Origin of the sequence: Streptomyces venezuelae, assembly GCF_008642355.1 — a bacterium.
GTDB classification, from domain to species: domain Bacteria; phylum Actinomycetota; class Actinomycetes; order Streptomycetales; family Streptomycetaceae; genus Streptomyces; species Streptomyces venezuelae_B.
The window spans coordinates 5582101-5607172 of sequence record NZ_CP029193.1 but is presented as its reverse complement, the minus strand read 5'-3'; the positions used below and the strand labels follow the sequence as shown (position 1 = coordinate 5607172).

Genomic DNA, 25072 nt, shown 5'->3' with positions numbered 1-25072 from the left:
CTATGACGGGCGCCACGTGAGGTGCGTCTCACACGTCAACCCGGCGGGTGACTCCTGCGTCGCACGTCCGGCAGCGTACGACGTGAAAATCACGCGCTCGGGGCCTCCCCGCGGAAATAGCCTGTGCGCCATGCACACCCACACCACCGCCCCCGTCGTGCTCGACCGGCGCGAGGGTCCTCACGGCGAGGTCGTCCTGCGGCGCCACGGTGAGCTGCTGCAGATCATCGCCAACGGCTGTTTCCTGATGGACACCTCCGACGGCCGCTCCGAGCGCCTGCTCGTCGACGCGGCCCGCGACGCCCTCGACGACCGCCCCGCGCCCACCCTCCTCCTCGGCGGCCTCGGCGTCGGCTTCTCCCTCGCGCACGCCGCCGCGGACCCCCGCTGGGGACGCATCACCGTCGTCGAGCGCGAGCAGGCGATCATCGACTGGCACCGCGGCGGACCCCTCGCCGAACTCTCCGGAGCGGCACTGCGCGACACACGTGCGCGAATTCTTCACACCGACCTCGTCTCCTACGTATCCGGAGCCACGGAGTCCTACGACGCGCTCTGTCTCGACATCGACAACGGCCCCGATTGGACGGTGACGGAGGGCAACAACTCCCTTTACTCGCCTGCCGGTCTGGCCGCCTGCAAAGCCCGTCTGAACCCCGGCGGAGTGCTCGCGGTGTGGTCCGCGCAGCCCTCGTCCGCTTTCGACGACGCTCTACGGAATGCCGGATTCCAGAGGGTACGAACCGAAGAGATCCCCGTTGCCCGAGGCGTCCCGGACGTGGTCCACCTCGGCGTCCGGGCTGCGTAGCCGAGGTGCCTTCGCGACCCGTACTCTGCTGACCGAACACAAGCGATCAGTGTCAGGGGCGGGCGATGGAGCAGACACACACCTCCCACAACGGCGCCACGGCGATGCCGGGCGCCCAGCGCCGGGTGCTGGTGGTCGAGGACGACCCGACGATCGTCGACGCCATCGCGGCCCGGCTGCGCGCCGAGGGTTTCGTCGTGCAAACGGCCGGGGACGGCCCCTCGGCGGTCGACACCGCCCAGGCGTGGCAACCCGACCTGCTGATTCTCGACATCATGCTGCCGGGCTTCGACGGCCTGGAGGTGTGCCGCCGGGTGCAGGCCCAGCGGCCCGTCCCGGTCCTCATGCTCACCGCGCGTGACGACGAGACGGACATGCTCGTCGGGCTCGGCGTCGGCGCGGACGACTACATGACCAAGCCGTTCTCGATGCGCGAGCTCGCGGCCCGCGTGCACGTCCTGCTGCGCCGGGTCGAGCGGGCCGCCCTCGCCGCGACGACGCCGCGCAGCGGCATCCTGCGCCTCGGCGAGCTGGAGATCGACCACGCCCAGCGGCGGGTCCGGGTGCGCAGCGAGGACGTCCACCTGACGCCCACCGAGTTCGACCTGCTGGTCTGCCTGGCCAACACCCCGCGCGCCGTCCTGTCGCGCGAGCAGCTCCTCGCCGAGGTGTGGGACTGGGCCGACGCGTCCGGCACCCGCACCGTCGACAGCCACATCAAGGCGCTGCGCCGGAAGATCGGCGCCGAGCGGATCCGTACGGTGCACGGCGTGGGATACGCGCTGGAGACCCCCACCCCGTGAGGCGGAGGCGCGTGACGTGATGTACGGGCCCTTCGGGGGACTGCGGCCGTTCTCCATCAAGACCAAGCTCGGCGCCCTGGTCGTCGTCTCGGTGTTCATCACCACAGGGCTGCTCCTCGTGGCCATGAAGACCCAGACCGAGCTGCGCTTCATCACCGTCTTCTCGGTCATCGCCACGCTCCTCATCACGCAGTTCGTGGCGCACAGCCTCACCGCCCCGCTGGACGAGATGAACGCGGTGGCCCGCGCCGTCTCGCACGGCGACTACACGCGCCGGGCCCGCGGCGCCGACCGGCGCGACGAGCTGGGCGACGTGGCCGCCACCATCAACGCCATGGCGGACGACCTGGAGGCCCAGGACACCCAGCGCAAGGAGCTCGTCGCCAACGTCTCGCACGAGCTGCGCACCCCCATCGCGGCGCTCCGCGCCGTCCTGGAGAACGTCGTCGACGGCGTCTCGGCGGCGGACCCCGAGACGATGCGCACGGCCCTGAAGCAGACCGAGCGCCTGGGACGGCTCGTCGAGACGCTCCTGGACCTCTCCCGCCTGGACAACGGCGTCGTCCCCCTGAAGGCCCGCCGCTTCGAGGTGTGGCCGTACCTGTCGGGTGTCCTGAAGGAGGCCAACATGGTGGCCTCCGCGCGCGCGGGCATCGCGTCGGGCTCCGGCAGCCACACACGTACGGACGTCCACCTGCACCTCGACGTGTCACCCCCGGAACTGACGGCCCACGCGGACGCGGAGCGGCTCCACCAGGTCGTGGCGAACCTCATCGACAACGCGGTCAAGCACAGCCCCCCGCACGGACGCGTGACGGTACGGGCCCGGCGTGGTCCCTACCCCGAGTCCCTGGACCTTGAGGTGCTCGACGAGGGCCCCGGCATCCCGGAGTCGGAGTGGCACCGCGTCTTCGAGCGCTTCAACCGCGGCAGTCACGCGGGAGCCCCCGTGAAGGGCTCGGGCAACGACGGCGGGACGGGCCTCGGCCTGGCCATCGCGCGCTGGGCGGTCGACCTCCACGGAGGACACATCGGGGTGGCCGAATCCCCTCGCGGCTGCCGGATCCAGGTCACTCTCCCGGGCCTGCCCGAGGCGTGAAGTTGACGTAGGGTTCGACTGGAAGCGATTCACGGGGGCCACTTCGGGGCACCCGGTGGGCGCCGCCGCGCGTAGACGTCGTACCGACGTACCCGCGCGGCCATGTGGCGTTGTGGAACCTCGCTTGTTTCCCGCCATTTCCAGCGCCGAAACCACGGATCCAGTGTGACTTACGCGACGGATGCCGGGCCCGGTCTGCACCTCGCGCTCCGGGAGGCGTAGCCTTTATTTCCGCTGTCCATCACCTTGTGAAGCGGAAGAGGGCGGTTACCGCCGTGTCGTCACAGTCCCCCAGTAGCTCGAGCATCTCGACCGACCAAGACGGTCAGGGCAAGGACCCTGCTGCTGCCTTCGGTCCCAACGAGTGGCTCGTCGACGAGATCTACCAGCAGTACCTCCAGGACCCGAACTCGGTCGACCGAGCCTGGTGGGACTTCTTCGCCGACTACAAGCCAGGAACGGCCGCCTCTGCAGCCGCCGCCCCGGTGAAGCCGGCGGGTGACACGGCCGCGGGGGCCGCGTCCACCACTGCTCCCGCCCCTGCCGCGCCCGCCGCTCCGGCGAAGCCCGCGGCCCAGGCCGCCCCCGCCGCTCCCCCGGCGCAGGCACCGGCCGCTCCCGCGAAGCCCGCGGCCGCCGCTCCGGCGCCCGCCGCGAAGCCCGCCGCCGCCAAGCCCGCCGCCGCCAAGGCGGAGCCGGCCACCGAGGCCCCGGCCGGTCCCGAGTACGTGACGCTGCGCGGCCCCGCCGCCGCGGTCGCGAAGAACATGAACGCCTCGATCGAGGTCCCGACGGCGACGTCGGTCCGCGCGGTCCCGGTGAAGCTGCTCTTCGACAACCGCATCGTCATCAACAACCACCTCAAGCGCGCCCGCGGCGGGAAGATCTCCTTCACGCACCTCATCGGGTACGCGATGGTGCAGGCCATCAAGGCCATGCCGTCGATGAACTACTCCTTCCAGGAGAAGGACGGCAAGCCGACCCTGGTCAAGCCGGAGCACATCAACTTCGGCCTCGCCATCGACCTGGTGAAGCCCAACGGCGACCGTCAGCTCGTGGTCGCGGGCATCAAGAAGGCCGAGACGCTGAACTTCTTCGAGTTCTGGCAGGCCTACGAGGACATCGTCCGCCGCGCCCGCGACGGCAAGCTGGGCATGGACGACTTCACCGGCGTGACGGTCTCCCTGACCAACCCCGGCGGCCTCGGCACCGTCCACTCGGTCCCGCGCCTGATGCCCGGCCAGTCGGTCATCATGGGCGTCGGCTCGATGGACTACCCGGCAGAGTTCCAGGGCACGAGCCAGGACACGCTCAACAAGCTCGGCATCTCCAAGGTCATGACGCTCACGTCGACCTACGACCACCGGGTCATCCAGGGCGCCGCCTCCGGCGAGTTCCTGCGGATCGTCGCGAACCTCCTCCTCGGCGAGAACGAGTTCTACGACGAGATCTTCAAGGCGCTCCGCATCCCCTACGAGCCGGTCCGCTGGCTCAAGGACATCGACGCCTCGCACGACGACGACGTCACGAAGGCCGCCCGCGTCTTCGAGCTGATCCACTCCTACCGCGTCCGCGGCCACGTCATGGCCGACACGGACCCGCTGGAGTACAAGCAGCGCAAGCACCCCGACCTGGACATCACCGAGCACGGCCTCACCCTGTGGGACCTGGAGCGGGAGTTCGCGGTCGGCGGCTTCGCCGGCAAGTCGATGATGAAGCTGCGCGACGTCCTCGGCGTGCTGCGCGACTCGTACTGCCGCACCACCGGCGTCGAGTTCATGCACATCCAGGACCCGAAGCAGCGCAAGTGGCTCCAGGACCGCATCGAGCGGACCCACGCCACCAAGCCCGAGCGCGAGGAGCAGCTGCGCATCCTGCGCCGCCTGAACTCGGCGGAGGCCTTCGAGACCTTCCTGCAGACGAAGTACGTCGGCCAGAAGCGCTTCTCCCTGGAGGGCGGCGAGTCCGTCATCCCGCTGCTCGACGCCGTGCTCGACAGCGCCGCCGAGTCGCGCCTGGACGAGGTCGTCATCGGCATGGCCCACCGCGGCCGCCTGAACGTCCTCGCCAACATCGTCGGCAAGTCGTACGCCCAGATCTTCCGCGAGTTCGAGGGCAACATGGACCCCAAGTCCATGCACGGCTCCGGCGACGTGAAGTACCACCTGGGCGCCGAGGGCACCTTCACCGGCCTGGACGGCGAGCAGATCAAGGTCTCGCTGGCCGCCAACCCGTCCCACCTGGAGACGGTCGACCCGGTCATCGAGGGCATCGTCCGCGCCAAGCAGGACATCATCAACAAGGGCGGCACGGACTTCACGGTCCTGCCCGTCGCCCTGCACGGTGACGCGGCCTTCGCGGGCCAGGGTGTGGTCGCCGAGACGCTCAACATGTCGCAGCTGCGCGGCTACCGCACGGGCGGCACGGTCCACATCGTCATCAACAACCAGGTCGGCTTCACCGCCGCCCCGGAGTCGTCGCGCTCCTCCATGTACGCCACCGACGTGGCCCGCATGATCGAGGCGCCGATCTTCCACGTGAACGGCGACGACCCCGAGGCCGTCGTCCGCGTCGCCCGCCTCGCCTTCGAGTTCCGCCAGGCGTTCAACAAGGATGTGGTCATCGACCTCATCTGCTACCGCCGCCGCGGGCACAACGAGTCGGACAACCCGGCGTTCACGCAGCCGCTGATGTACGACCTGATCGACAAGAAGCGCTCGGTGCGCAAGCTCTACACCGAGTCCCTCATCGGTCGCGGCGACATCACCCTGGAAGAGGCCGAGCAGGCGCTGCAGGACTTCCAGGGCCAGCTGGAGAAGGTCTTCACCGAGGTCCGCGAGGCCGTCTCGCAGCCCGCGCAGGCCGACGTGCCCGCGCCGCAGGCCGAGTTCCCGGTGCACGTCGAGACCGCGATCTCCCAGGAGGTCGTCAAGCGGATCGCCGAGTCCCAGGTCAACATCCCCGACCGGGTCACCGTCCACCCGCGTCTGCTGCCGCAGCTGCAGCGCCGCGCGACGATGGTCGAGGAGGGCACGATCGACTGGGGCATGGGCGAGACCCTCGCCATCGGCTCGCTGCTCCTGGAGGGCACCCCGGTCCGCCTGTCGGGCCAGGACTCCCGCCGCGGCACGTTCGGCCAGCGCCACGCGGTCCTCATCGACCGCGCGACGGGCGAGGACTACACGCCGCTGATGTACCTCTCCGAGGACCAGGCGCGCTACAACGTCTACGACTCGCTCCTCTCCGAGTACGCGGTGATGGGCTTCGAGTACGGCTACTCGCTGGCCCGCCCCGAGTCCCTCGTCATGTGGGAAGCGCAGTTCGGTGACTTCGTCAACGGCGCGCAGACGGTGGTGGACGAGTACATCTCCGCCGCCGAGCAGAAGTGGAACCAGCACTCCGGTGTCACGCTGCTCCTGCCGCACGGCTACGAGGGCCAGGGCCCGGACCACTCGTCCGCCCGCATCGAGCGATTCCTCCAGCTGTGCGCGCAGAACAACATGACGGTCGCGATGCCGACCCTCCCGTCGAACTACTTCCACCTCCTGCGGTGGCAGGTGCACAACCCGCACCACAAGCCGCTGGTGGTCTTCACCCCGAAGTCGATGCTGCGCCTCAAGGCGGCGGCCTCGAAGACGGAGGAGTTCACGACGGGCGGCTTCCGTCCGGTCATCGGTGACAGCCACGTCGAGGCGTCGGCGGTCCGCAAGGTCGTCTTCTGCGCGGGCAAGCTGTACTACGACCTGGAGGCCGAGCGGCAGAAGCGCGGCGCCGACGACACGGCCATCATCCGCATCGAGCGCCTGTACCCGCTGCCGGGTGCGGAGCTCCAGGCGGAGATCGCCAAGTACCCGAACGCCGAGAAGTACTTGTGGGCGCAGGAGGAGCCGGCGAACCAGGGCGCGTGGCCCTTCATCGCCCTCAACCTCATCGACCACCTGGACCTGGCGGTCGGCGCGGACATCCCGCACGGCGAGCGCCTGCGCCGCATCTCGCGGCCGCACAGCTCGTCCCCGGCGGTCGGTTCGGCCAAGCGTCACCAGGCCGAGCAGGAGCAGCTGATCAGCGAGGTCTTCGAGGCGTAACCCTCGACGGTCGTACGCGGGTGGGCCCGGCCCCGAGTTCCAGGACTCGGGGCCGGGCCCTCCGGCGTTCCCGGGCCGGTCCGGCGCCTATCCTGAGGTGGAACGATCCGTCCGCATCAGGAGCATGAGTTGTACTTCACCGACCGTGGCATCGAGGAGCTGGAGAAGCGGCGCGGCGAGGAAGAGGTCACCTTCGAGTGGCTCGCCGAGCAGCTCCGCACGTTCGTGGACCTCAACCCGGACTTCGAGGTCCCGGTCGAGCGCCTCGCGACGTGGCTGGCGCGGCTGGACGACGAGGACGAGGACGAGTAGTCACGTCGTGAGGGCGGGGGCCGGCTGCCGCCACTGCGGCAGGGGCAGAGCGGCGGAGCCGGCGGTCAGCAGCTGCACGCAGACGTGGTCGGCACCGGCGTCGAAGTGCTCCCGCACGCGCGCGTGGAGCGCGTCGGCGTCTCCGTGGGCCGTGATCGTGTCGACGAGGCGGCGGCTCGGGCAGCCGCCGACAAGGTCCTCGTCGCCGAATCCCGAGCGCCGCATGTTCGCCTCCTGGTGGGGGGCGCCCGTCACATAGGCCGCCACGTGCCGTGCCGCGACCTCGCGCGCCCGGTCGACGTCCGTGTCGAGGACGACGGCCTGCTCGACGCCGAGGAACGCGGCGGGCCCCAGGGTCCTGCGCGCGAGCGCGGTGTGCTCGACGGGCACGAAGTAGGGGTGCGCTCCCCAGGTGCGCTCGGCGGCCAGCTCCAGCATCCGCGGAGGCCCTGAGGCGCCCCTCGCGCGGTCGTACGCACAGGCCCCCAACCGCCCCGCACGCGGTCGTGAGCAAGAGCTGAGCAGGAGCTGCCCCCCCAGACAGATCGGCCCGCGGTCGTACGCGAAGGCCCTCACGCGCTCCGCACGCGGTCGTACGCAAGGCCCGCCGCGCCCTGCGCCACCAGGAGCGCCGCGGCCGTGCCCCAGCCGCCGCTGCGGCGTCGTACGGCCCATACCGCCAACGGGAGGCCCGCGGCGAGCTGGGCGGCCGCCAGGGCCCTTGCGCGGGGGCCACGTACCCAGGGCCCCAGAGGGCCCTTCTCGACCGCTCCGAACTCCGCTCTGACCGCGTCCCGCCATCCGGGCCACTCGACCTGGCGCACGCCCTCCTGGACGCGGGCCACCTCGCGCAGGCGGTCCGCCGGTTCGCCGGGGGCGAGGCCCGGCGGAAGGGTGAGGCCCGCGCGGGTGAGGACGGCGAGGAGTCCGAGCATCCTGGCCCGCGCGTCCGCCTCCGTGTCGGGGCGGGCCAGGGCCTCCAGGGACTGCATGTCCAGGACCGGGTCGAGGCCGAGCCGCGCCGCGAACGTGCGCATCGCCTCGTCCTCCCCGACGGGCGTCCCGTTGGCGAGCCATTCGTATCCGACCGTGCGGCGGAACCCCGAGGCGAGGGTGTAGCCGGAGCGGTCGCCGTCCCACCACAGGGCGAGCACGGGCCAGGCCGATCCGACGGCGAGCGCGGTGGCCCATCCGGTCAGCACGCGGTCGACGGGCTCCTCGCCCTGCAGCCACGGCTTGCCCTCGGGCACGAGCACGCTCCAGTCGCGGCCCGCCTCCGCGAGCAGCATCCGCTCGCGGAGCAGTTGGGCCGCGATCTCCACGACGTCGGGCTCGGCCCGGCAGAGCAGCAGCGCGCCGGGGGAAGCAGCTTCGGACGACATGACCCCCACGCTAGGACAGATCGTCTGAATCGGCTCATACTCCGCTCACTCGTACGAGTGCTTGACTTCCCTGTACCGCGATATATCGTGAATAGCAGAAGACGCGATATGGCGCGTCGGTCCGGCCCGCCGCCCAGGAGGTCAGCCCATGTCGGAGTGGTCCGTCACCGAGCCGATGAAGCTCACGTTCGACGCCCCCGTGACCGCACTCCACGTCCGTGTCGTCAACGGGACGGTGAACGTGGTGGGCACGGACGAGGCCGCCGCCCGTCTGGAGGTCACCGAGATAGAGGGGCCACCCCTGCGGGTGACCCAGGAGGGCGGCACGCTGACAGTCGCGTACGAGGACCTGCCCTGGAAGGGCTTCCTCAAGTGGCTGGACCGCAAGGGCTGGCGCCGCAGCGCGGTCGTCTCCCTGGCCGTGCCCGCCACCACCCGCGTCGAGGTGGGCGTGGTCGGCGCGGGCGCCGTGGTCTCCGGCATCGAGGGCCGCGCCGAGGTGAAGGGCGTCACCGGCGACACGACCCTGCTCGGCCTCGCGGGGCCGGTCCGCGCGGACACCGTGTCCGGCAGCGTGGAGGCGCAGGGCGTCACCGGCGACCTCCGCTTCAACTCCGTCTCCGGCGGCCTCACGGTCGTCGAGGCGGCGGGGCCCTCCGTCCGGGCCGACTCCGTGAGCGGCTCGATGATCGTGGACCTCGACCCGGCGGGCACCCCGACCGACGTCGCCCTGACGAGCGTCTCCGGCGAGATAGCGATCCGGCTCCCCCACCCGGCGGACGCGGAGGTCGAGGTCGACACGGCGAGCGGGTCCGTCTCCAACGCCTTCGAGGACCTGCGGGTCGGGGGCCAGTGGGGCGCCAAGCGGATCACCGGACGCCTCGGCGCGGGCCGCGGTCGGCTCAGGGCGACGACGGTCTCCGGATCCATCGCGCTCCTGCGCAGGCCGCAGATGGAGGAAGATCCGTACGACGCCGAGAACGAAGACGAGAACCACGGCCCGACCGACGGCCCGACCGACAAGAAGGTGCTCTGAAATGCCCCCCGTGTTCGCCCACGGCCGCCTCCGCCTGTACCTGCTCAAGCTGCTCGACGAGGCCCCCCGCCACGGGTATGAAGTCATCAGGCTCCTGGAGGAGCGCTTCCACGGGCTGTACGCACCCTCCGCCGGCACCGTCTACCCCCGCCTCGCGAAGCTGGAGGCCGAGGGTCTCGTCACGCACACCACGGAGGGCGGCCGCAAGGTCTACGCCATCACGGACGCGGGCCGCGCCGAGCTGGCCGGCCGCAGCGGTGAGCTGGCCGACCTGGAGCTGGAGATCCGCGAGTCGGTCGCCGAGCTCGCCGCCGAGATCCGCGACGGGGTGCAGGGCGCCGCGGGCGACCTGCGCCGCGAGATGCGGGCCGCCGCGAAGGAGGCGCTCAGCTCGGAGGGCGCGGAGGGCTGGCACCAGACCAAGGAGGAGTTCAAGCGCGCCAAGCAGGGGTGGAAGGAGCAGGCGCGGCGTGCGAAGGACGAGAGCCGCCGTGCCCGTGAGGAGGCGCAGCGCGCCCGGCGCCAGGCGAGGGACGCCCAGGAGCAGGCCCACGCCCAGGCGCGGCAGGCCCAGGCGGAGGCGCAGCGCATCGTCCGGCATGTGCAGGAGCAGGTGCAGGACCACTTCGCGCGGGGCGACTGGCCGACGGGCGTGCGGGAGGGCCTGACCGAACTGGCCAAGGAGTTCGGCGACTTCGGGACGCGGCTCGGCAAGGACTTCGGCAAGGGGTTCGGCGCGCGGACCGACGCCGGGACCGGGCCCGCCGGGACCGCGCCCACCGGAGACGCGCCCACCGGCAAGGAGCCCACCGGCAGCGAGCCCACGTTCAGCGTCGCCCGCGAGGACCTCCCCGTGGAGTACGCGCCCGACTGGGCCGGGGAGGACACCACCGGTGACCCCGGCCGTGACCTCGAACGCCTCCTGGACCGCTTCCGCGACGACATCCGCGATGCCGCCCGCGACCATGGCGTGTCGGAGTCCCAGCTCAGGGAGGCGCGCCGCCACCTGTCGCAGGCGGCGGCACACATCGGCGCGGCCCTCCGCGCCCCGGCCACGGAGGAGGCGGCCGAGAGCTGAGGAGTCAGACCTCCAGGACGATCTTCCCGAACTGCTCGCCCGACTCCAGGCGCCGGAAGCCTTCCCTGGCCCGGTCCAGGGGCAGGATCTCGTCGACCACGGGCCGCACGCCGGTGGTCGCGCAGAAGGCCAGCAGGTCCTCCAGCTCGTCCTTGGTGCCCATCGTCGAGCCGACCACCTTGAGTTCGAGGAAGAAGATGCGGGTGAGCTCCGCGTGCGAGGGGCGGTCGCCGCTGGTCGCCCCGGAGATGACCAGCGAGCCGCCCGGCTTCAGCGACTTGACCGAGTGGGACCAGGTCGCAGCGCCGACGGTCTCGATGACCGCGTCCACCCTCTGCGGGAGGCGCGCGCCCGCCTCGACGGCCTCCACGGCGCCCAGCTCCAGCGCCCGCTTCCGCTTGGCCTCGTCGCGGCTGGTCGCGAAGACCCGCAGGCCCGCGGCCTTGCCGAGGACGATCGCCGCCGTGGCGACGCCGCCGCCCGCGCCCTGCACGAGGACCGAGTCGCCGGGGCGTACACCGGCGTTGGTGAAGAGCATGCGGTACGCGGTGAGCCAGGCGGTGGGCAGGCAGGCCGCCTCCGCGAAGGAGAGCTCCTTCGGCTTGGGCAGCACGTTCCAGGTGGGGACGGCGACGCGCTCGGCGAAGGTGCCCTGGTACTTCTCGGTGAGGATGGAGCGGCCCTCGTGCGGTCCGACACCGTGGCCCGACTGCCCGATGACGGAGTGGAGGACGACCTCGTTCCCGTCCTCGTCGATCCCCGCCGCGTCGCAGCCGAGGATCATGGGCAGCTTGTCCTCGGCCAGGCCGACGCCGCGCAGCGACCACAGGTCGTGGTGGTTGAGGGAGGCGGCCTTGACGTTCACGGTCGACCAGCCGGGGCGCGCCTCGGGGGCGGGCCGCTCCCCCAACTCGAGGCCGTCGAGCGGCTGGTCACGGTCGATACGAGCAGCGTAGGCAGCGAACATGAGGCGACCCTAGGGGTGCGGGGCGCCCCGGCGGAACCACGTACGGCTGTGACACGCACCGCGCCCCCTGCCGCACGGTGTGGCGGGGCAGGGGGCGCGATCGGTCTCGCGGTCTCGCAGGGGACGTCAGCTGCGGGCGACGCCCTCCGCGCGGGCCGCGGCGGCGACCGCCGCGGTCACGGCCGGTGCGACGCGCTCGTCGAACGGCGAGGGGATCACGTAGTCCGCCGAGAGCTCGTCGCCGACGACGTCCGCGAGGGCGTCGGCGGCGGCGATCTTCATGCCCTCGGTGATGCGGGAGGCCCGCACCTGGAGCGCGCCCGCGAAGATGCCGGGGAAGGCCAGCACGTTGTTGATCTGGTTCGGGTAGTCCGAGCGGCCCGTCGCCACCACGGCCGCGTACTTGTGCGCGACGTCCGGGTGGACCTCGGGGTTCGGGTTGGCCATGGCGAACACGAACGCGTTCGGCGCCATCGAGGCGACGGCGGGCTCGGGGACGGTGCCGCCGGAGACACCGATGAACACGTCGGCGCCCTTCAGGGCCGCCTCCAGCGAGCCGCTGATGCCGGCCTTGTTCGTCAGCTCGGCGAGCTCGCGCTTGACCGGGGTGAGGTCGTCCCGGTCGCGGCTCACGATGCCCTTGCGGTCCGCGACCGCCACGTCGCCGAGCCCCGCCTCCAGGAGGAACTTGGCGATGGCGACACCGGCCGCGCCGGCGCCGGAGATGACGGCGCGCAGGTCGCCGAGGGTGCGCCCGGTCAGCTTCGCCGCGTTGCGCAGCGCCGCCAGCGTCACGACGGCCGTGCCGTGCTGGTCGTCGTGGAAGACGGGGATGTCGAGCCGCTCCTGGAGCTTGCGCTCGATCTCGAAGCACCGCGGCGCCGAGATGTCCTCCAGGTTGACGCCGCCGAAGGACGGGGCGAGGCGCACCACCGTCTCGACGATCTCGTCGGCGTCCGTCGTCGCGAGCGCGATCGGCACCGCGTCCACGCCGCCGAACTGCTTGAACAGGATGGCCTTGCCCTCCATCACGGGGAGGGAGGCCTCGGCGCCGATGTCGCCGAGACCGAGCACGGCGGTCCCGTCGGTCACCACGGCGACGACATTGGATTTCCACGTGTAGTCGTGGACGAGCTCCGGACGCTCGGCGATCGCGCTGCACACTTTCGCGACGCCGGGCGTGTACGCCAGGGACAGGTCGTCCTTGTCGCGGACCGGCACGGTGGCCTGCACGGCCATCTTGCCGCCGCGGTGCAGCGCAAACGCCGGATCGAAGGGCTCGTCGGCACCTTCGTGACCCGTACTGCTGTCGCTGCGAGGATTGACGATCTCCGCTGCCACTTGTCTGACCCCTTAAGTCTTATTCATCAGTTGAGGGTGTCCACTCCCGGTTGGGAAGTGGGCGGGCACCGCGTCCGTTCCCCGCCTGTCGGCGGGGGGAGGTACGGACACGCGAGCGCGCCGCACACGCGCCCTGGGCCCCGGATGAGGGGTGTAGCCAACCTTTGTACCTGAAGGCGGTGGGCACGGGCGAGTGACATTGGTTGCAGCATGCTCAGCAGAAGTCCCTGGAGGCCGGGACGAGTGTCACTGGGGAATGACCGATTTCTTCCGATTCTCCGAATAGGGCATTTCGCGGCCCGGCCGGATGTCAATCGTCCACATCGCGAGATAAGCCGGTTACCGATTGGTTAACGGTGATTCGCTCTCACCCCCTTACGCCCCTGCCGTACCGGGATGTTGCGTTTCGAGGCACGCCCGTTATCCGATTTTGATATCTCCGGCACCCAGAATCGGACGGTCCGAATGGCAAGATGCGGTCATCACACGAGGTCGCGACACCCGAAGGTGTGTGCCCGACCGCTCGGCAACTCCCTCATCCGCCGGAGGACCCACCATGACCGCAAGCTCCATTTGTCGTAGGACCGTCGGCAAGTCCGCGAAGTCCCGGATTGCCGCGGTCGGCACGATCGCGGTCGTCGGTTCGCTGCTGCTTTCCGGCTGCGGCGACCAGACCAACGACAAGGAGAGCGACTCGGTCAGCAATGCCCCGCTCGCCGACAAGCTGCCCAAGGACATCCGTGACAAGGGCGTCATCAAGGTCGGGTCCGACATCGCCTACCCGCCGGTCGAGTTCAAGGACAAGTCCGGCAACACCGTCGGCATCGACCCGGACCTCGGCGAGGCGCTGGGCAAGCAGCTCGGCGTGAAGTTCGAGTTTGAGAACGGCACCTTCGACACCCTCCTCGGCGGCCTGCGCTCCAAGCGCTACCAGGTCGCCATGTCGGCCATGACCGACACGAAGAACCGCCAGGAGGGCGTCGACGAGGAGACCGGGAAGAAGGTCGGCGACGGCGTCGATTTCGTCGACTACTTCACGGCGGGCGTCTCGATCTACACCAAGAAGGGCGACGACCAGGGCATCAGGACCTGGTCCGACCTCTGCGGCAAGAAGATCGTCGTCCAGCGCGGCACCGTCTCGCACGACCTGGCGAAGGCCGAGTCGAAGAAGTGCAAGGGCGGCAAGAAGATCGCGATCGAGCAGTTCGACAACGACCAGCAGGCCCAGACCCGACTGCGCTCCGGCGGCGCCGACGCGGGTTCGTCCGACTTCCCCGTCGCCGCGTACGCGGTGAAGACCTCGGGCGGCGGCAAGGACTTCGAGCTGGTCGGCGAGCAGGTGGAGGCGGCTCCGTACGGCATCGCCGTCTCCAAGAAGAACCCCGAGCTGCGTGACGCGATCAAGGCCGCCCTCGACGCGATCATCAAGAACGGCGACTACGAGAAGATCATCAAGAAGTGGGGCGTCGAGGACGGCGCGGTCGAGAAGGCCGAGATCAACGGCGGCAAGTGACCCCCTCCCTCTCCCTCCCAGTCGCTGAAAGGCCACTCACGTGACCACCGACATCTCCAAGAAGGGCCCGGAGGACGACGTCCCCGCGGCCCGCCCGGCGGAGGCCATCAAGGCCATCCCGGTCCGGCACTTCGGCCGCTACGTCGCCGCGGTCCTCGCGATCGGCGTGCTCGCCGCGATCGTCTACGCCTTCTCGCAGGGTGACATCAACTGGGGCGCGATCCCCGACAACTTCTTCGACGACCGCATCCTCAAGGGCGTCCGCGAGACGCTGATCCTCACCTTCCTCTCGATGCTCATCGGCGTCGTCGGCGGTGTGATCCTGTCGGTGATGCGCCTGTCGAAGAACCCGGTGACCTCGTCGATCGCCTGGTTCTACATCTGGTTCTTCCGCGGCACGCCGGTCCTGGTCCAGCTCTTCGTCTGGTTCAACCTCGGCTTCGTCTTCGACTACATCAACCTCGGCCCGGTCTACAAGGACGAGTGGTCGGACTTCATGACGCCGTTCCTGACGGCGCTGCTCGGCCTCGGCCTCAACGAGGCCGCGTACATGGCCGAGATCTGCCGCGCCGGTCTGCTCTCGGTCGACGAGGGCCAGACCGAGGCGGCGCACGCCCTCGGCATGAGCCACAACAAGACGCTGCGCCGCGTGGTGCTTCCGCAGGCGATGCGCGTCGTCGTGCCGCCGACGGGCAACGAGTTCATCAACATGCTGAAGACGACGTCCCTGGTGGCCGCCGTGCAGTACTACGAGCTCCTCAAGTACGCGCAGGACATCGGCACGTCGTCCGGTGCGACCGTCGAGACGCTGCTGCTCGCCGCCTGCTGGTACCTGATCATGACGTCGATCCTCAGCGTCGGTCAGTTCTACCTGGAGCGGTACTACGCGCGCGGTTCGTCCCGCTCGCTGCCGGACACCCCCTTCCAGAAGATCAAGGCCAACATGCTGTCGCTGAGCAACCGCGGCGCGGGAGGTGTGCGCTGATGACCGCCATGGTGAAGTCCGAAGGCGTCCACAAGTCCTTCGGCAACGTAGAGGTCCTGAAGGGCATCGACCTGGAGGTCAAGACGGGTGAGGTCTTCTGCCTCATCGGTCCTTCCGGCTCCGGCAAGTCGACGTTCCTGCGCTGCATCAACCACCTGGAGAAGATCAACGCCGGTCGGCTGTACGTCGACGGGGAGCTGGTCGGCTACCGGCAGAAGGGGGACAAGCTGTACGAGCTCAAGGACAGCGAAGTCGCCCTCAAGCGCCGTGACATCGGCATGGTCTTCCAGCGCTTCAACCTCTTCCCGCACATGACGGCGCTGGAGAACGTCATGGAGGCGCCGGTCCAGGTCAAGGGTGTCGCGAAGGCCGAGGCGCGCGAGCGCGCGGGCCAGCTCCTGGAGCGCGTGGGCCTCGCCGACAAGGCGGGCAACTACCCGTCGCAGCTCTCCGGTGGCCAGCAGCAGCGCGTGGCGATCGCCCGTGCGCTCGCGATGGACCCGAAGCTGATGCTGTTCGACGAGCCGACGTCGGCGCTCGACCCCGAGCTGGTCGGCGACGTGCTCGACGTGATGCGGGACCTCGCCGAGACCGGCATGACGATGGTCGTCGTCACGCACGAGATGGGCTTCGCCCGTGAGGTCGGCGACAGCCTCGTCTTCATGGACGGCGGCGTGGTGGTCGAGTCCGGCAACCCGCGCGACGTCCTGACGAACCCGCAGCAGGAGCGCACGCAGTCGTTCCTGTCGAAGGTGCTGTAGCAGCGCCCCGTAAGGGGCGGGGGGAGCCGCGCGGGCAACCACGGCGGACCCGCACCCGGAAACGCACGGAAGGGGCGGTACGGATCACTGATCCGTACCGCCCCTTCCGTCGATGGCCTACTTGAGAGCGAGAACCACCGCGTCAGAGGGCGAGGCCCAGACGGGCCGCGCCTCCGCGAAGCCCGCCTCGCGCAGCGTCCGTGCGTGCCATTCCGCCGAGGGCATGTCTCCGTCCGCGTGCTCCCCGTAGATCTCGAAGCGCTTGGCGGTGGGGCCTGCGAGGACGGGGTCCTGGGCGGCGAGCTGCCACCATTCCTTCCAGTCCAGGACGCCCTCCGCCTTGGCGCGGTCCATCTGCCGGTGGCGCAGGGCGCTCTCCGCGGCGTTGATGCGGGGCGTCGCGGGGTCGGGCATGTGGTCGGCGTTCATGAAGACGCCGCCGTCGCGGACGAGCCCGGCGACCTGGCCGTAGAGCGCGGCGAGCGGCTCGCTGAAGAGCCAGTGCAGGGCGGTGGCGGTGAGCACGGCGTCGTACGAGTCGTGCGGCAGCGCCGCGGTCCAGTCCGGGTCCTTCAGGTCGGCGGTGACGAAGGTGACCCGGTCGTCCCCGGCGAAGGTGCCCTCCGCGATGGTGAGCAGCGCGGGGTCGAGGTCGACGCCGACGCTCGTCGCGTCCGGGAACCTCTTGAGCAGCCGGTCCGTAATACTTCCCGTACCGCACGCCAGATCGAGGACGCGCGGCGCGGTGCCGACCGTGGCCTCGACCATGTCGAGCATGATCCGGAATCGCTCCTCGCGGTCGGGCAGGTACCACTGCTGCTGCCGGTCCCAGCTGTCCTGCCAGGCGCGCCAGTCGGTGCCGAGCGCGGCGCCGGCATCGGTTCCGGTCCCCGTTTCCGTCATCAGAAGCCCTCCAGTACGTCAGACACGTAATACCCTGGTACCGCAATCGGCCATTACCGGCCGATGGGAATGACCCTAGCCCGCCCTCGTAAGGACTACAAGTGGAACTGGCCTATTACTCGGACTACGCCGTACGCCTGGTCAACAGCGAGGAGCCGGGCCGCAACAAGGACACGCTGACGTCCGTCGAGGCGATCAGGGAGCTGTTCGGGCCGAGCACGCAGATGGCCCGCCGCGCCACGGACTCCGACGTGACGCGCTTCCGGTCCGTGCGGGCCAGGCTCCGGGCCGTCTTCGAGGCGGCGGACGGTGGCGACGAGACCCTCGCGGTCGACCTGCTGAACTCACTGCTCCTGGAGTTCCCCGTCAGCCCGCAGATCTCGGGCCACGACCACCGGGACGACGACGACCGCCCGCTGTGGCACCTGCACCTGGCGGACCATCCCTCGAACGCGACGGCCGGGTACGCCGCGATCGCCGCGATGGGCCTCGCCTTCCACCTCACCGAGCACGGCGTGGACCGCCTCGGCCTGTGCGAGGCGGCGCCGTGCCGCAACGCCTACCTCGACACGTCGACGAACCGCTCCCGGCGTTACTGCTCGGACCGCTGCGCGACCCGTGCCAACGTCGCCGCCTACCGTGCCCGCAAGCGTCTGGAGACGGAGCGTTCCGCGAACACCGGCCGCACCGCGCCCAGCGCCCAGCGCGCCGCCGCGAACGGCGAACGGCGACCCGGCGCCGGCGGACGGTAGCGGAACCGGACCTTCCCGAGGACGAGTTCATCGGGGACGACTCCGTAGTCCGTGCTGTCGCCGCCCGCGAACGGGTTGTCGCCGAGCACCCACCAGCCGCCCGTGCGTCGCTCCTTGGCCCGCTTGACCACGAGGAGGTCCTGCTGGAAGGGGTGGCGAAGGACCACCACGTCACCCGGACGCACCCGCGCCCCCCACTGCACGAGCAGCCGGTCCCCGTGGTGCAGCGTCGGCACCATCGAAGGGCCCGTCACCTCCGCGGCGCCCCACGGCACGAGGGCCCTCCCGCGCTCGCTCTCCTGCGACAGCTCCGGCATCACCGGCACCTCCCCGGTCCTATCCTCCACCAGTCCCAGTCTGACCCTGGACTTTTGTCCTAAGCCCATGGGGGCCCTCGCGAAAACCCGTCTCTCACGGAGTAATGTCCCACCTGAGAAGACGATCACGAGGAGGACAGCAACATGCTCACCCGCCTGTTTGCCCCCAAGGTGAAGGTCAGCGCGCACTGCGACCTGCCCTGCGGCGTGTACGACCCGGCCCAGGCCCGCATCGAGGCGGAGTCGGTCAAGGCCGTGCAGGAGAAGATGGCCGCCAACGACGACGCGCACTTCCAGGCGCGCGCCGTGGTCATCAAGGAGCAGCGTGCCGAGCTCGCCAAGCACCACGTCTCGGTGCTGTGGAGCGACTACTTCAAGCCCCCGCACTTCGAGAAGTACCCGGAGCTGCACCAGCTGGTCAACGACACCCTGAAGGCCCTCTCGGCCGCCAAGGGTTCGACCGACCCGGCCACGGGCCAGAAGGCGCTCGACTACATCGCCCAGATCGACAAGATCTTCTGGGAGACGAAGAAGGCCTGACGCGCCGCGTCAGTTCTTCCAGCGTGCACGACAGCACCCGGCATCCGCGCGGAGCCGGGTGCTGTCGGCGTTTCACCCCGTCCGTGGTGCGGCCGTCCGTGGTCTGGCCAGGCCCAGGTCGTACGCGAGGATCGTGGCCTGCACGCGGTCGCGCAGCCCCAGTTTGCCGAGGACCGCGTTGACGTGTGACTTCACCGTGCCGGTGGTGACGCCGAGGGCGTCGGCGATCTCCGCGTTGGTGTGGCCCGCGGCCACCAGGGTCAGGACCTCGCGCTCGCGGGGCGTGAGGGACTCCAGGGCTTCGGGGTGCGGGACGGCCGTCGGGGCGGGCGTCGTGCCGGCGAAGGCGTCGATGAGGCGGCGCGTGACGGTGGGGGCGAGCATCGCCTCGCCCGAGGCCACGATGCGGATGCCCGCGAGGAGTTCCTCGGGCAGCGCGTCCTTCAGGAGGAACCCGGAGGCGCCGGCGCGCAGGGCGTCGTGGACGTACGCGTCCTGGTCGAAGGTGGTCAGGACGAGGACGCGCGGGGTGCCGGTGGCGGGGGCGGCGGTCGTGAGCAGGCGGGTCGCCGTCAGGCCGTCCATGCCGGGCATGCGGATGTCCATCAGGACGACGTCCGGGGCGTGCTCGGACGCGAGCTGCACGGCGTGGGCGCCGTCCGCCGCCTCGGCCACCACGTGGAGGTCCGGTTCCGCGTCGACGATCGCGGCGAATCCGGCGCGGACGACGGCCTGGTCGTCGACGACCATCACCCGGATGGGGGCGGGGGCGGGGTCGGTCATGTGAGGGCTCCTTGAGGGGATGTCTTCCGCTCCGTCGTGGCGGCGCACTCGGCTGCCGCGCCACCGGGGGACGTCACCTCGCGCAGCGCGGCCAGCAGTTCGCGCATCGCGGCGAGCCCCGCCCGCGCCTCCGCGGCGACGCCGTCCAGGTCGCCCGCCTCGGCGCGTGCGACCACGGCGTCGGCGTGCCGCAGGACTTGGGCACGGAGTTCCGCGGCGATGCGGCGCCGCTCCTCGTGCGCCTCGGCGACCGCCGCCCACACCGTGGCCGTGAGTGCGTGGTCCTCCCAGGCTTCGACGCGTTCGCGCCGGGACCGTACGGCGGCGCCGAGCCCCCAGAACGCCGCCATCGGCGGCAGGAACGCGGTGCCGACGACGGCGGCGAGGAACAGCAGGAGCCCGATGCCGCCGCCCCGCTCCATCTCCGTCATGCCGTCGGCCGCCGCGAGGGCGAGACACGACAGACTCAGGCCCGCGGACCCGGCGACCATGACGGGCCAGGTGACCCGCGCGGGCCCGGCGAACGCCCCCACCGCGTACACGGCGACGCACTCCGCGACGGCCCCCGCAACTACCAGGCACAGGCCCACGTCGGCCGAGACCAGTCCGAACGCGAGTCCGAGCGGGGCGAGCCAGGCCGTGGCGAGCACGGCGCAGAGCACCGCCCAGGGGGCCTGCCGCCGCCACAGCAGCGGCAGCGCGTGCGCGACGGCGGGACCGCAGGCGAGTCCGACGGCGGAGGGTTCGTCGACGACGACGGCGAAGACCGGCAGCGCGGCGACGGCGACGGCAACGGCCCCGTCGGACAGGTCGAGACCGCTCAGGGCGGGGTGGCGCAGGACGCGTTGGGGCAGGGTGGTGCGGCGCACGACGTGCGGGGACAGGGCGAGCGGGCTCACGGGCTGCCGGCGCGGGGCGCCGTGGCCGACGGGCTGCTGAAGCGGGGCACCGTCGGCCGCAGCCCGTTGGTGCAGGGCGTCATGGCCCGCGGGCCGCTCTCGCGGACCGCCACCGCCCGCAGCCCGCGCGTACGAATCACCGTGGCCCACAGCAAGCGGGTCAAGGGCGCCGCGGCCCACAGGCTGCTGATGTGGGGCGCCGTCGCCCGCGGCCTGTCGGCGGCGCAGGCCACCGTGGCCCGCGGCCTGTCGGCGCAGGGCACCGTGGCCCGCAGCCTGCGGGTATGGGGCGTCGTGGCCCGCAGCCCGTGGGTGCAGGGGGCTCGTCGTTCCCGGCAAGTGGGCTTGGACCGCCCAACCCGCAGCGTCCGGGCGCGGTCCTGCCGTGAGCGTGCCGCCGAGTGCGTCGGCCCGCTCCCGCATTCCGACGGTTCCCCGGCCGCCTCCCAGTCGCTGCCGCACGGCGGGGGCGTCCGCCGCCGCTCCGTCGTCCTCCACGGTGACGTCCACCGTGCCGTCCGCCGTCGTGGACAGGATGTGGATGCGTACCGTCGAACCCGGGGCATGGCGCAGGGCGTTCGTGAGGGCCTCGCGGATGATCCCGAAGGCCGCCTCCGCCGTCGGTCCGGTCAGGGGTGTCGCCGCGGGGTCCACCCGCACGGCGGGGTGCAGGCCCAGGCGGGCGAATCCGGCGGCGAGTTCGGTGACGCGTTCGCCGAGGGGACTCTCCTCGTCCGCCGCCGACGTCCGCATCAGGGCGACCAGACGGTGCAGCGCCGCCGTCGTCTCGCGCCCCGTGGCCGCCGCGAACTCCAGCGCCTGCGCCGTCAGTTCCGGCTTGCGGTCGCCGAGCCGCAGCGCCGCGTCCGCGGTGACGACCACCGACGTGAGGTGGTGGGCGCTCACATCGTGCAGTTCGCGGGCGAGGCGCTCGCGTTCGGTGAGCGCGGCGCGGGCGCGTTCGGACTCGGCCCGTGCCAGCTCCCGCGCCGCGGCCCGCCGGCCCGCGAGCCAGCGGCGGCGGCTGCGGCCGAGGCCCGCGACGATGAGGAGGAGCACGCAGTTGGCCGCGGCCTCGCCCGCCGCGTCCCCCGGTGCGTCGAGCAGCACCGCCGAGCGGACCCCTTCGCAGCACGCGAGGACTGGGCCCACGACGGCCGTCGTCCGCCCGGGGCACCGCACCGCGACCGAGTACAGGGCGATCAGCACGGCAAGACCGTGCACGAGCGTCGCGTCCTCCGGGAGCGGGAGCGGCAGGCAGGCGACCAGGGCGGCCTCGACGGCGAGCGCCGCGACGAGGGGGCGACGGCGGCGTACGGCGAGCCCCGCGGTGAGCACCGCCGCGGCGGCGAACGCGGCCACGAGCGGGCCCGCGCCGGCCGCCGCGTCGTCCTCGCGCAGGGCGCGGCCCGGCCAGTGGGCCAGTTGCAGGGCCGTCAGCAGGACGGGCAGCAGCCAGTCACGTATTCGCTCCATATCGGGCTCGATGATACGGAGGCGGGGTCTCTCTATCTCTGGTTGGAGAGCGTGATCGTGCGGGCGGCCGACGTGTGGGGCCGTTGCCGCCGGGATGCTGGTGTCCATGACCGCTACACCGTTCCCCGACGCTCCGCTTCCCCCGCCGTTCCCCGACGCCCCGCTCCCCTATCACCGTCTCGCCCACGCCACCGGCCGCCACCGCTGGTGGCGCCCCCTGGCGGGGACCGCTCTGGTGCTGGCCGGTGCGCTCGTCGCGGCGGTCGCCGTGCTGCTGGGCGGCGAGATCGCGGGAGCGGTCCTGGACCGGCCCGTGGACAAGGACGGCTTCCATGTGTGGGGCGGCATCGGCGAGACGGGCAGCGCGCTGCTCTCGCTCGCCCTGCTCACGCCCGTGGTGTTCCTCGCCGCGCGCTGGGCGCAGCGGCGCCCGGCGGGCACGCTGTCGTCGGTCGCGGGCGGACTCCGGTGGCGTTGGCTGGGGTGGTGTCTCCTCGTCGCACTGCCGCTGGTCTGCGCGTCGTCGGGGGTGATGATGCTGCTGCCCGAGTCGGCGGGCGGCGGCGTGGACGGCGGCGGTGGCGGCGCGGAGTGGGCGGGGTGGCCGGACTTCCTGCTCGGCCTGGCGATGGTGTGCGTGCTGGTGCCGTTCCAGGCGTCGGCGGAGGAGTACGTGTTCCGGGGCTGGCTCGTCCAGGCGGTCGGGGCGTGGTGCCGTACGCCGTGGCCTGCGCTCGTGCCGCAGGCGCTGCTGTTCGCGGCGGCGCACGGCTGGGGCACGCCGTGGGGTTTCGCGGACCTCGTGGTGTTCGGACTGGTGGCGGGGGTTCTGACGGTCCGTACGGGGGGCCTGGAGGCGGCGATCGGTCTGCACGTGGTCAACAACCTGCTGGCGATGGGCGTCTCGGCGGCGGTGGCCGGTGCGCTGGCCTCCGACGAGACGGCCGCCGACATGGACCGGATGGCGGTGGGTGTCGATGTGGTGATGCTCTGCGGGTACGCGGCCCTCGTGCTGCGCCTGGCGAGCCGCCGTGGAGTCGGCGTTAATCAGTTGCCGGAGGCGGCGGGTGTTGCTGGACTGGGTGGTGTCGGCGGAAGGTCGGCGTCGTCCATGGAGGAGAAGGAAATGCGGCGTTCGTGCATGTCCCACGCGAATGGAATCCCCACTCCTCCGAAGGACATGGACGTACGTGCAATCACCTCTTCCGCACACCCTGAACCTGGGCATTCTGGCCCACATCGACGCCGGTAAGACCAGCCTGACCGAGCGGCTCCTGCATGCCGCCGGTGTCATCGACGAGGTCGGCCGCGTCGACGACGGGAACACGCAGACCGATTCGCTCGCCCTGGAGCGGCGGCGCGGCATCACCATCAAGTCCGCCGTCGTCTCCTTCAGCATCGGCGGCACGGCCGTCAATCTCATCGACACCCCGGGCCACCCGGACTTCATCGCCGAGGTGGAGCGCGTGCTCAGCGTGCTCGACGGGGCCGTGCTCGTGGTGTCCGCCGTCGAAGGCGTGCAGGCGCAGACCCGCGTCCTGCTGCGGACGCTGCGCCGGCTTCGCATCCCCACGCTGGTCTTCGTGAACAAGACGGACCGCCGCGGCGCACGGTACGAGGGCGTGCTGCGGCACATCGCCGAGCGTCTGACGCCCGACGTCGTCCCGATGGGGTCCGTCCCCGGCATCGGCACGCGCGGCGCACGCTTCGTCCCGTTCGCGGAGGGGGACGAGGGTTTCGGCGCGCGGCTCTCCGAGCTCCTGGCCGAGCACGACGACGCGCTTCTCGCCGCGTACGTCGACGACCCGGCGTCCCTCTCGTACGCCCGGCTCCGCGCGGAGCTCGCCCGGCAGACCCGTCGCGCCCTCGTGCACCCGGTCTTCTTCGGGTCGGCCGTCACGGGCGTAGGGGTACCTGAACTGATGTGCGGCATAAGGGAGTTGCTCCCCGCCCGCCGCGGGGACGCCGACGCTCCCGCCTCCGGCAGCGTCTTCAAGGTGGAGCGCGGTGCCGCCGGGGAGAAGATCGCCTACGTACGCATGTTCTCGGGCACCGTCCGCGTCCGCGACCGCCTCCGGGAAGGCAAGGTCACCGGCGTCAGCGTCTTCGAGCAGGGCGCCGACGTACCGCGTGACGAGGTGCGCGCGGGGCAGATCGGGAAGGTACGGGGGCTCGGGGACGTACGGATCGGGGACGTCATCGGCGTACCGCGCGAAGGGGACCAGGCCGGTGCGCGGCATTTCACGCCGCCCACCCTGGAGACCGTCGTCAGCCCGCTGCGCGCCGACGACCGCGGTGCGCTGCACCTCGCGCTCGGTCAGCTCGCCGAGCAGGACCCGCTGATCGACCTGCGGCAGGACGACGTCCGTCAGGAGGTCTCGGTCTCGCTCTACGGAGAGGTGCAGAAGGAGGTCATCCAGGCGACGCTCGCCGAGGAGTACGGGCTCGACGTGACGTTCCGGGAGACCACGACGATCTGCGTGGAGCGGGTCGTCGGCACCGGTGCGGCGCACGAGGTCATCGACACGGACCCCAATCCGTTCCTGGCCACGGTCGGGCTGCGGGTGGAGCCCGCGCCGGTCGGGGCGGGCGTGGAGTTCCGGCTCGGCGTGGAGCTCGGGTCCATGCCGTACGCGTTCTTCCGAGCCGTCGAGGAGACCGTCAGGGAGACGCTCCACCAGGGCGTTCACGGCTGGCGCGTCCCCGACTGCACGGTCACGATGACGCACGCCGGATACTGGCCGCGGCAGAGCCACGCCCACGGCACGTTCGACAAGAGCATGTCGAGCACCGCGGGGGACTTCCGGCACCTGACGCCGCTGGTCCTGATGGACGCACTGCGGGCGGCGGGCACGGAGGTGCACGAGCCGATGCACCGCTTCCGGCTCGACGTGCCCGCCGACACGGTCGGCGCTGTCCTGCCCGCGCTCGCCCGGCTGCGCGCCGTCCCGCACACGCAGACGACGGGCGGGGCCGGGGCGTCGTACCGGCTGGAGGGGGACATCCCCGCGCAGCGGGTGCACGCGCTGGAGCAGCTCCTGCCCGGACTCACGCGGGGCGAGGGCGAGTTGGAGTCCGCCTTCGACCACTACCGGCCCGTGCGCGGCGGCACGGTTCCGACGCGCGAGCGCACCGACCACGATCCGCTCCACCGCAAGGACTATCTGCTGCGCGTGGTGCGAAGGACCAGTGGCGGCGGACGGGAGGACGCCGCCACCACCCGCCGGTGACC

At 71.3% G+C, this 25072-nt stretch carries 22 protein-coding genes; 14 read left to right on the top strand and 8 right to left on the bottom strand.

The window, feature by feature from the left end; all coding sequences use genetic code 11:
• The first annotated feature begins 130 nt into the window (after positions 1-130).
• The 5 genes from DEJ47_RS26080 to DEJ47_RS26060 all read left to right on the top strand — a co-directional run bounded on the left by DEJ47_RS26080 (position 131) and on the right by DEJ47_RS26060 (position 7107).
• Positions 131-808 carry a spermidine synthase gene (locus tag DEJ47_RS26080; RefSeq protein ID WP_150172179.1) on the top strand — a complete coding sequence of 226 codons (678 nt, stop codon included), beginning with the start codon at positions 131-133 and terminating at the stop codon, positions 806-808.
• Between the two features lie 65 nt (positions 809-873).
• Positions 874-1611, top strand: coding sequence for a response regulator transcription factor (locus DEJ47_RS26075; RefSeq protein WP_055568825.1), 738 nt, complete (start codon positions 874-876; stop codon positions 1609-1611).
• A 19-nt stretch (positions 1612-1630) separates the two neighbouring features.
• Positions 1631-2710 carry a sensor histidine kinase gene (locus DEJ47_RS26070; protein WP_150175870.1) on the top strand — a complete coding sequence of 360 codons (1080 nt, stop codon included), beginning with the start codon at positions 1631-1633 and terminating at the stop codon, positions 2708-2710.
• Between the two features lie 275 nt (positions 2711-2985).
• The gene (locus DEJ47_RS26065; RefSeq protein ID WP_150172177.1) at positions 2986-6795 is read left to right on the top strand and encodes a multifunctional oxoglutarate decarboxylase/oxoglutarate dehydrogenase thiamine pyrophosphate-binding subunit/dihydrolipoyllysine-residue succinyltransferase subunit; all 3810 of its coding nucleotides are present in this window, start codon (positions 2986-2988) and stop codon (positions 6793-6795) included.
• 129 nt (positions 6796-6924) lie between these two features.
• A complete protein-coding gene (locus tag DEJ47_RS26060) occupies positions 6925-7107 on the top strand; it encodes a DUF6104 family protein (protein ID WP_003961784.1) in 183 nt (60 codons plus the stop codon).
• Here the strand turns inward: DEJ47_RS26060 and DEJ47_RS26055 are convergent, their stop codons facing one another.
• Complete coding sequence (locus tag DEJ47_RS26055) at positions 7108-7545, bottom strand: hypothetical protein (RefSeq protein ID WP_317850839.1); 438 nt, start codon at positions 7543-7545, stop codon at positions 7108-7110.
• A gap of 134 nt (positions 7546-7679) precedes the next feature.
• Positions 7680-8489: a hypothetical protein gene (locus DEJ47_RS26050; protein WP_150172175.1), complete on the bottom strand. Its 810-nt coding sequence runs from the start codon at positions 8487-8489 to the stop codon at positions 7680-7682.
• A gap of 148 nt (positions 8490-8637) precedes the next feature.
• On the opposite strand from DEJ47_RS26050, the gene DEJ47_RS26045 reads away from it, so the two are divergent.
• Together DEJ47_RS26045 and DEJ47_RS26040 are read left to right on the top strand one after the other, a co-directional pair.
• Positions 8638-9525 carry a DUF4097 family beta strand repeat-containing protein gene (locus DEJ47_RS26045; RefSeq protein WP_150172173.1) on the top strand — a complete coding sequence of 296 codons (888 nt, stop codon included), beginning with the start codon at positions 8638-8640 and terminating at the stop codon, positions 9523-9525.
• Position 9526: 1 nt separating this feature from the next.
• On the top strand, positions 9527-10603 hold the full coding sequence (locus tag DEJ47_RS26040; protein ID WP_150172171.1) for a PadR family transcriptional regulator: 1077 nt from the start codon (positions 9527-9529) through the stop codon (positions 10601-10603).
• 4 nt (positions 10604-10607) lie between these two features.
• Here the strand turns inward: DEJ47_RS26040 and DEJ47_RS26035 are convergent, their stop codons facing one another.
• Both DEJ47_RS26035 and DEJ47_RS26030 read right to left on the bottom strand, forming a co-directional pair.
• The gene (locus tag DEJ47_RS26035; RefSeq protein WP_150172169.1) at positions 10608-11570 is read right to left on the bottom strand and encodes a zinc-binding dehydrogenase; all 963 of its coding nucleotides are present in this window, start codon (positions 11568-11570) and stop codon (positions 10608-10610) included.
• A gap of 126 nt (positions 11571-11696) precedes the next feature.
• Positions 11697-12911, bottom strand: coding sequence for an NADP-dependent malic enzyme (locus DEJ47_RS26030; protein ID WP_150172167.1), 1215 nt, complete (start codon positions 12909-12911; stop codon positions 11697-11699).
• Positions 12912-13467: 556 nt separating this feature from the next.
• Between DEJ47_RS26030 and DEJ47_RS26025 the strand changes: the two genes are divergently transcribed.
• Genes DEJ47_RS26025 through DEJ47_RS26015 form a run of 3 tightly spaced genes read left to right on the top strand, consistent with a single transcriptional unit; the run spans position 13468 to position 16170 of the window.
• The gene (locus tag DEJ47_RS26025; RefSeq protein ID WP_150172165.1) at positions 13468-14424 is read left to right on the top strand and encodes an ABC transporter substrate-binding protein; all 957 of its coding nucleotides are present in this window, start codon (positions 13468-13470) and stop codon (positions 14422-14424) included.
• 40 nt (positions 14425-14464) lie between these two features.
• Entirely contained in the window at positions 14465-15409 is a 945-nt protein-coding gene (locus DEJ47_RS26020; protein WP_150172162.1) for an amino acid ABC transporter permease, read from the top strand.
• Positions 15409-16170 (top strand): amino acid ABC transporter ATP-binding protein, encoded by a 762-nt coding sequence (locus DEJ47_RS26015; RefSeq protein ID WP_150172160.1) that lies wholly within the window; start codon positions 15409-15411, stop codon positions 16168-16170. The genes DEJ47_RS26020 and DEJ47_RS26015 overlap by 1 nt, the downstream gene beginning before the upstream one ends.
• Before the next feature lie 117 nt (positions 16171-16287).
• Here DEJ47_RS26015 and DEJ47_RS26010 read toward each other — a convergent pair whose 3' ends face one another.
• Entirely contained in the window at positions 16288-17073 is a 786-nt protein-coding gene (locus tag DEJ47_RS26010; protein ID WP_150172159.1) for a class I SAM-dependent methyltransferase, read from the bottom strand.
• Positions 17074-17174: 101 nt separating this feature from the next.
• Between DEJ47_RS26010 and DEJ47_RS26005 the strand changes: the two genes are divergently transcribed.
• On the top strand, positions 17175-17825 hold the full coding sequence (locus tag DEJ47_RS26005) for a CGNR zinc finger domain-containing protein (protein ID WP_150172157.1): 651 nt from the start codon (positions 17175-17177) through the stop codon (positions 17823-17825).
• On the opposite strand, the gene sodX is transcribed toward DEJ47_RS26005, so the two are convergent.
• Entirely contained in the window at positions 17708-18142 is a 435-nt protein-coding gene (gene sodX, locus DEJ47_RS26000) for a nickel-type superoxide dismutase maturation protease (RefSeq protein WP_190415829.1), read from the bottom strand. The two genes, DEJ47_RS26005 and sodX, sit on opposite strands and share 118 nt — an antisense overlap.
• 144 nt (positions 18143-18286) lie before the next feature.
• On the opposite strand from sodX, the gene sodN reads away from it, so the two are divergent.
• A complete protein-coding gene (sodN, locus tag DEJ47_RS25995) occupies positions 18287-18682 on the top strand; it encodes a superoxide dismutase, Ni (protein WP_055564736.1) in 396 nt (131 codons plus the stop codon).
• Between the two features lie 72 nt (positions 18683-18754).
• Here the strand turns inward: sodN and DEJ47_RS25990 are convergent, their stop codons facing one another.
• Both DEJ47_RS25990 and DEJ47_RS25985 read right to left on the bottom strand, forming a co-directional pair.
• Positions 18755-19465 (bottom strand): response regulator, encoded by a 711-nt coding sequence (locus DEJ47_RS25990; protein ID WP_150172155.1) that lies wholly within the window; start codon positions 19463-19465, stop codon positions 18755-18757.
• Positions 19462-21840, bottom strand: a complete 2379-nt coding sequence (locus DEJ47_RS25985; RefSeq protein ID WP_190415561.1) for a histidine kinase — start codon at positions 21838-21840, stop codon at positions 19462-19464. Before DEJ47_RS25985 ends, DEJ47_RS25990 begins: the two co-directional genes overlap by 4 nt.
• Positions 21841-21946: 106 nt before the next feature.
• Here DEJ47_RS25985 and DEJ47_RS37425 point away from each other — a divergent pair, with 106 nt between their 5' ends.
• On the top strand, positions 21947-23092 hold the full coding sequence (locus DEJ47_RS37425) for a CPBP family intramembrane glutamic endopeptidase (RefSeq protein WP_150172151.1): 1146 nt from the start codon (positions 21947-21949) through the stop codon (positions 23090-23092).
• Entirely contained in the window at positions 23031-25070 is a 2040-nt protein-coding gene (locus DEJ47_RS25975; protein WP_223828511.1) for an elongation factor G, read from the top strand. Before DEJ47_RS37425 ends, DEJ47_RS25975 begins: the two co-directional genes overlap by 62 nt.
• Positions 25071-25072 lie beyond the last annotated feature (2 nt).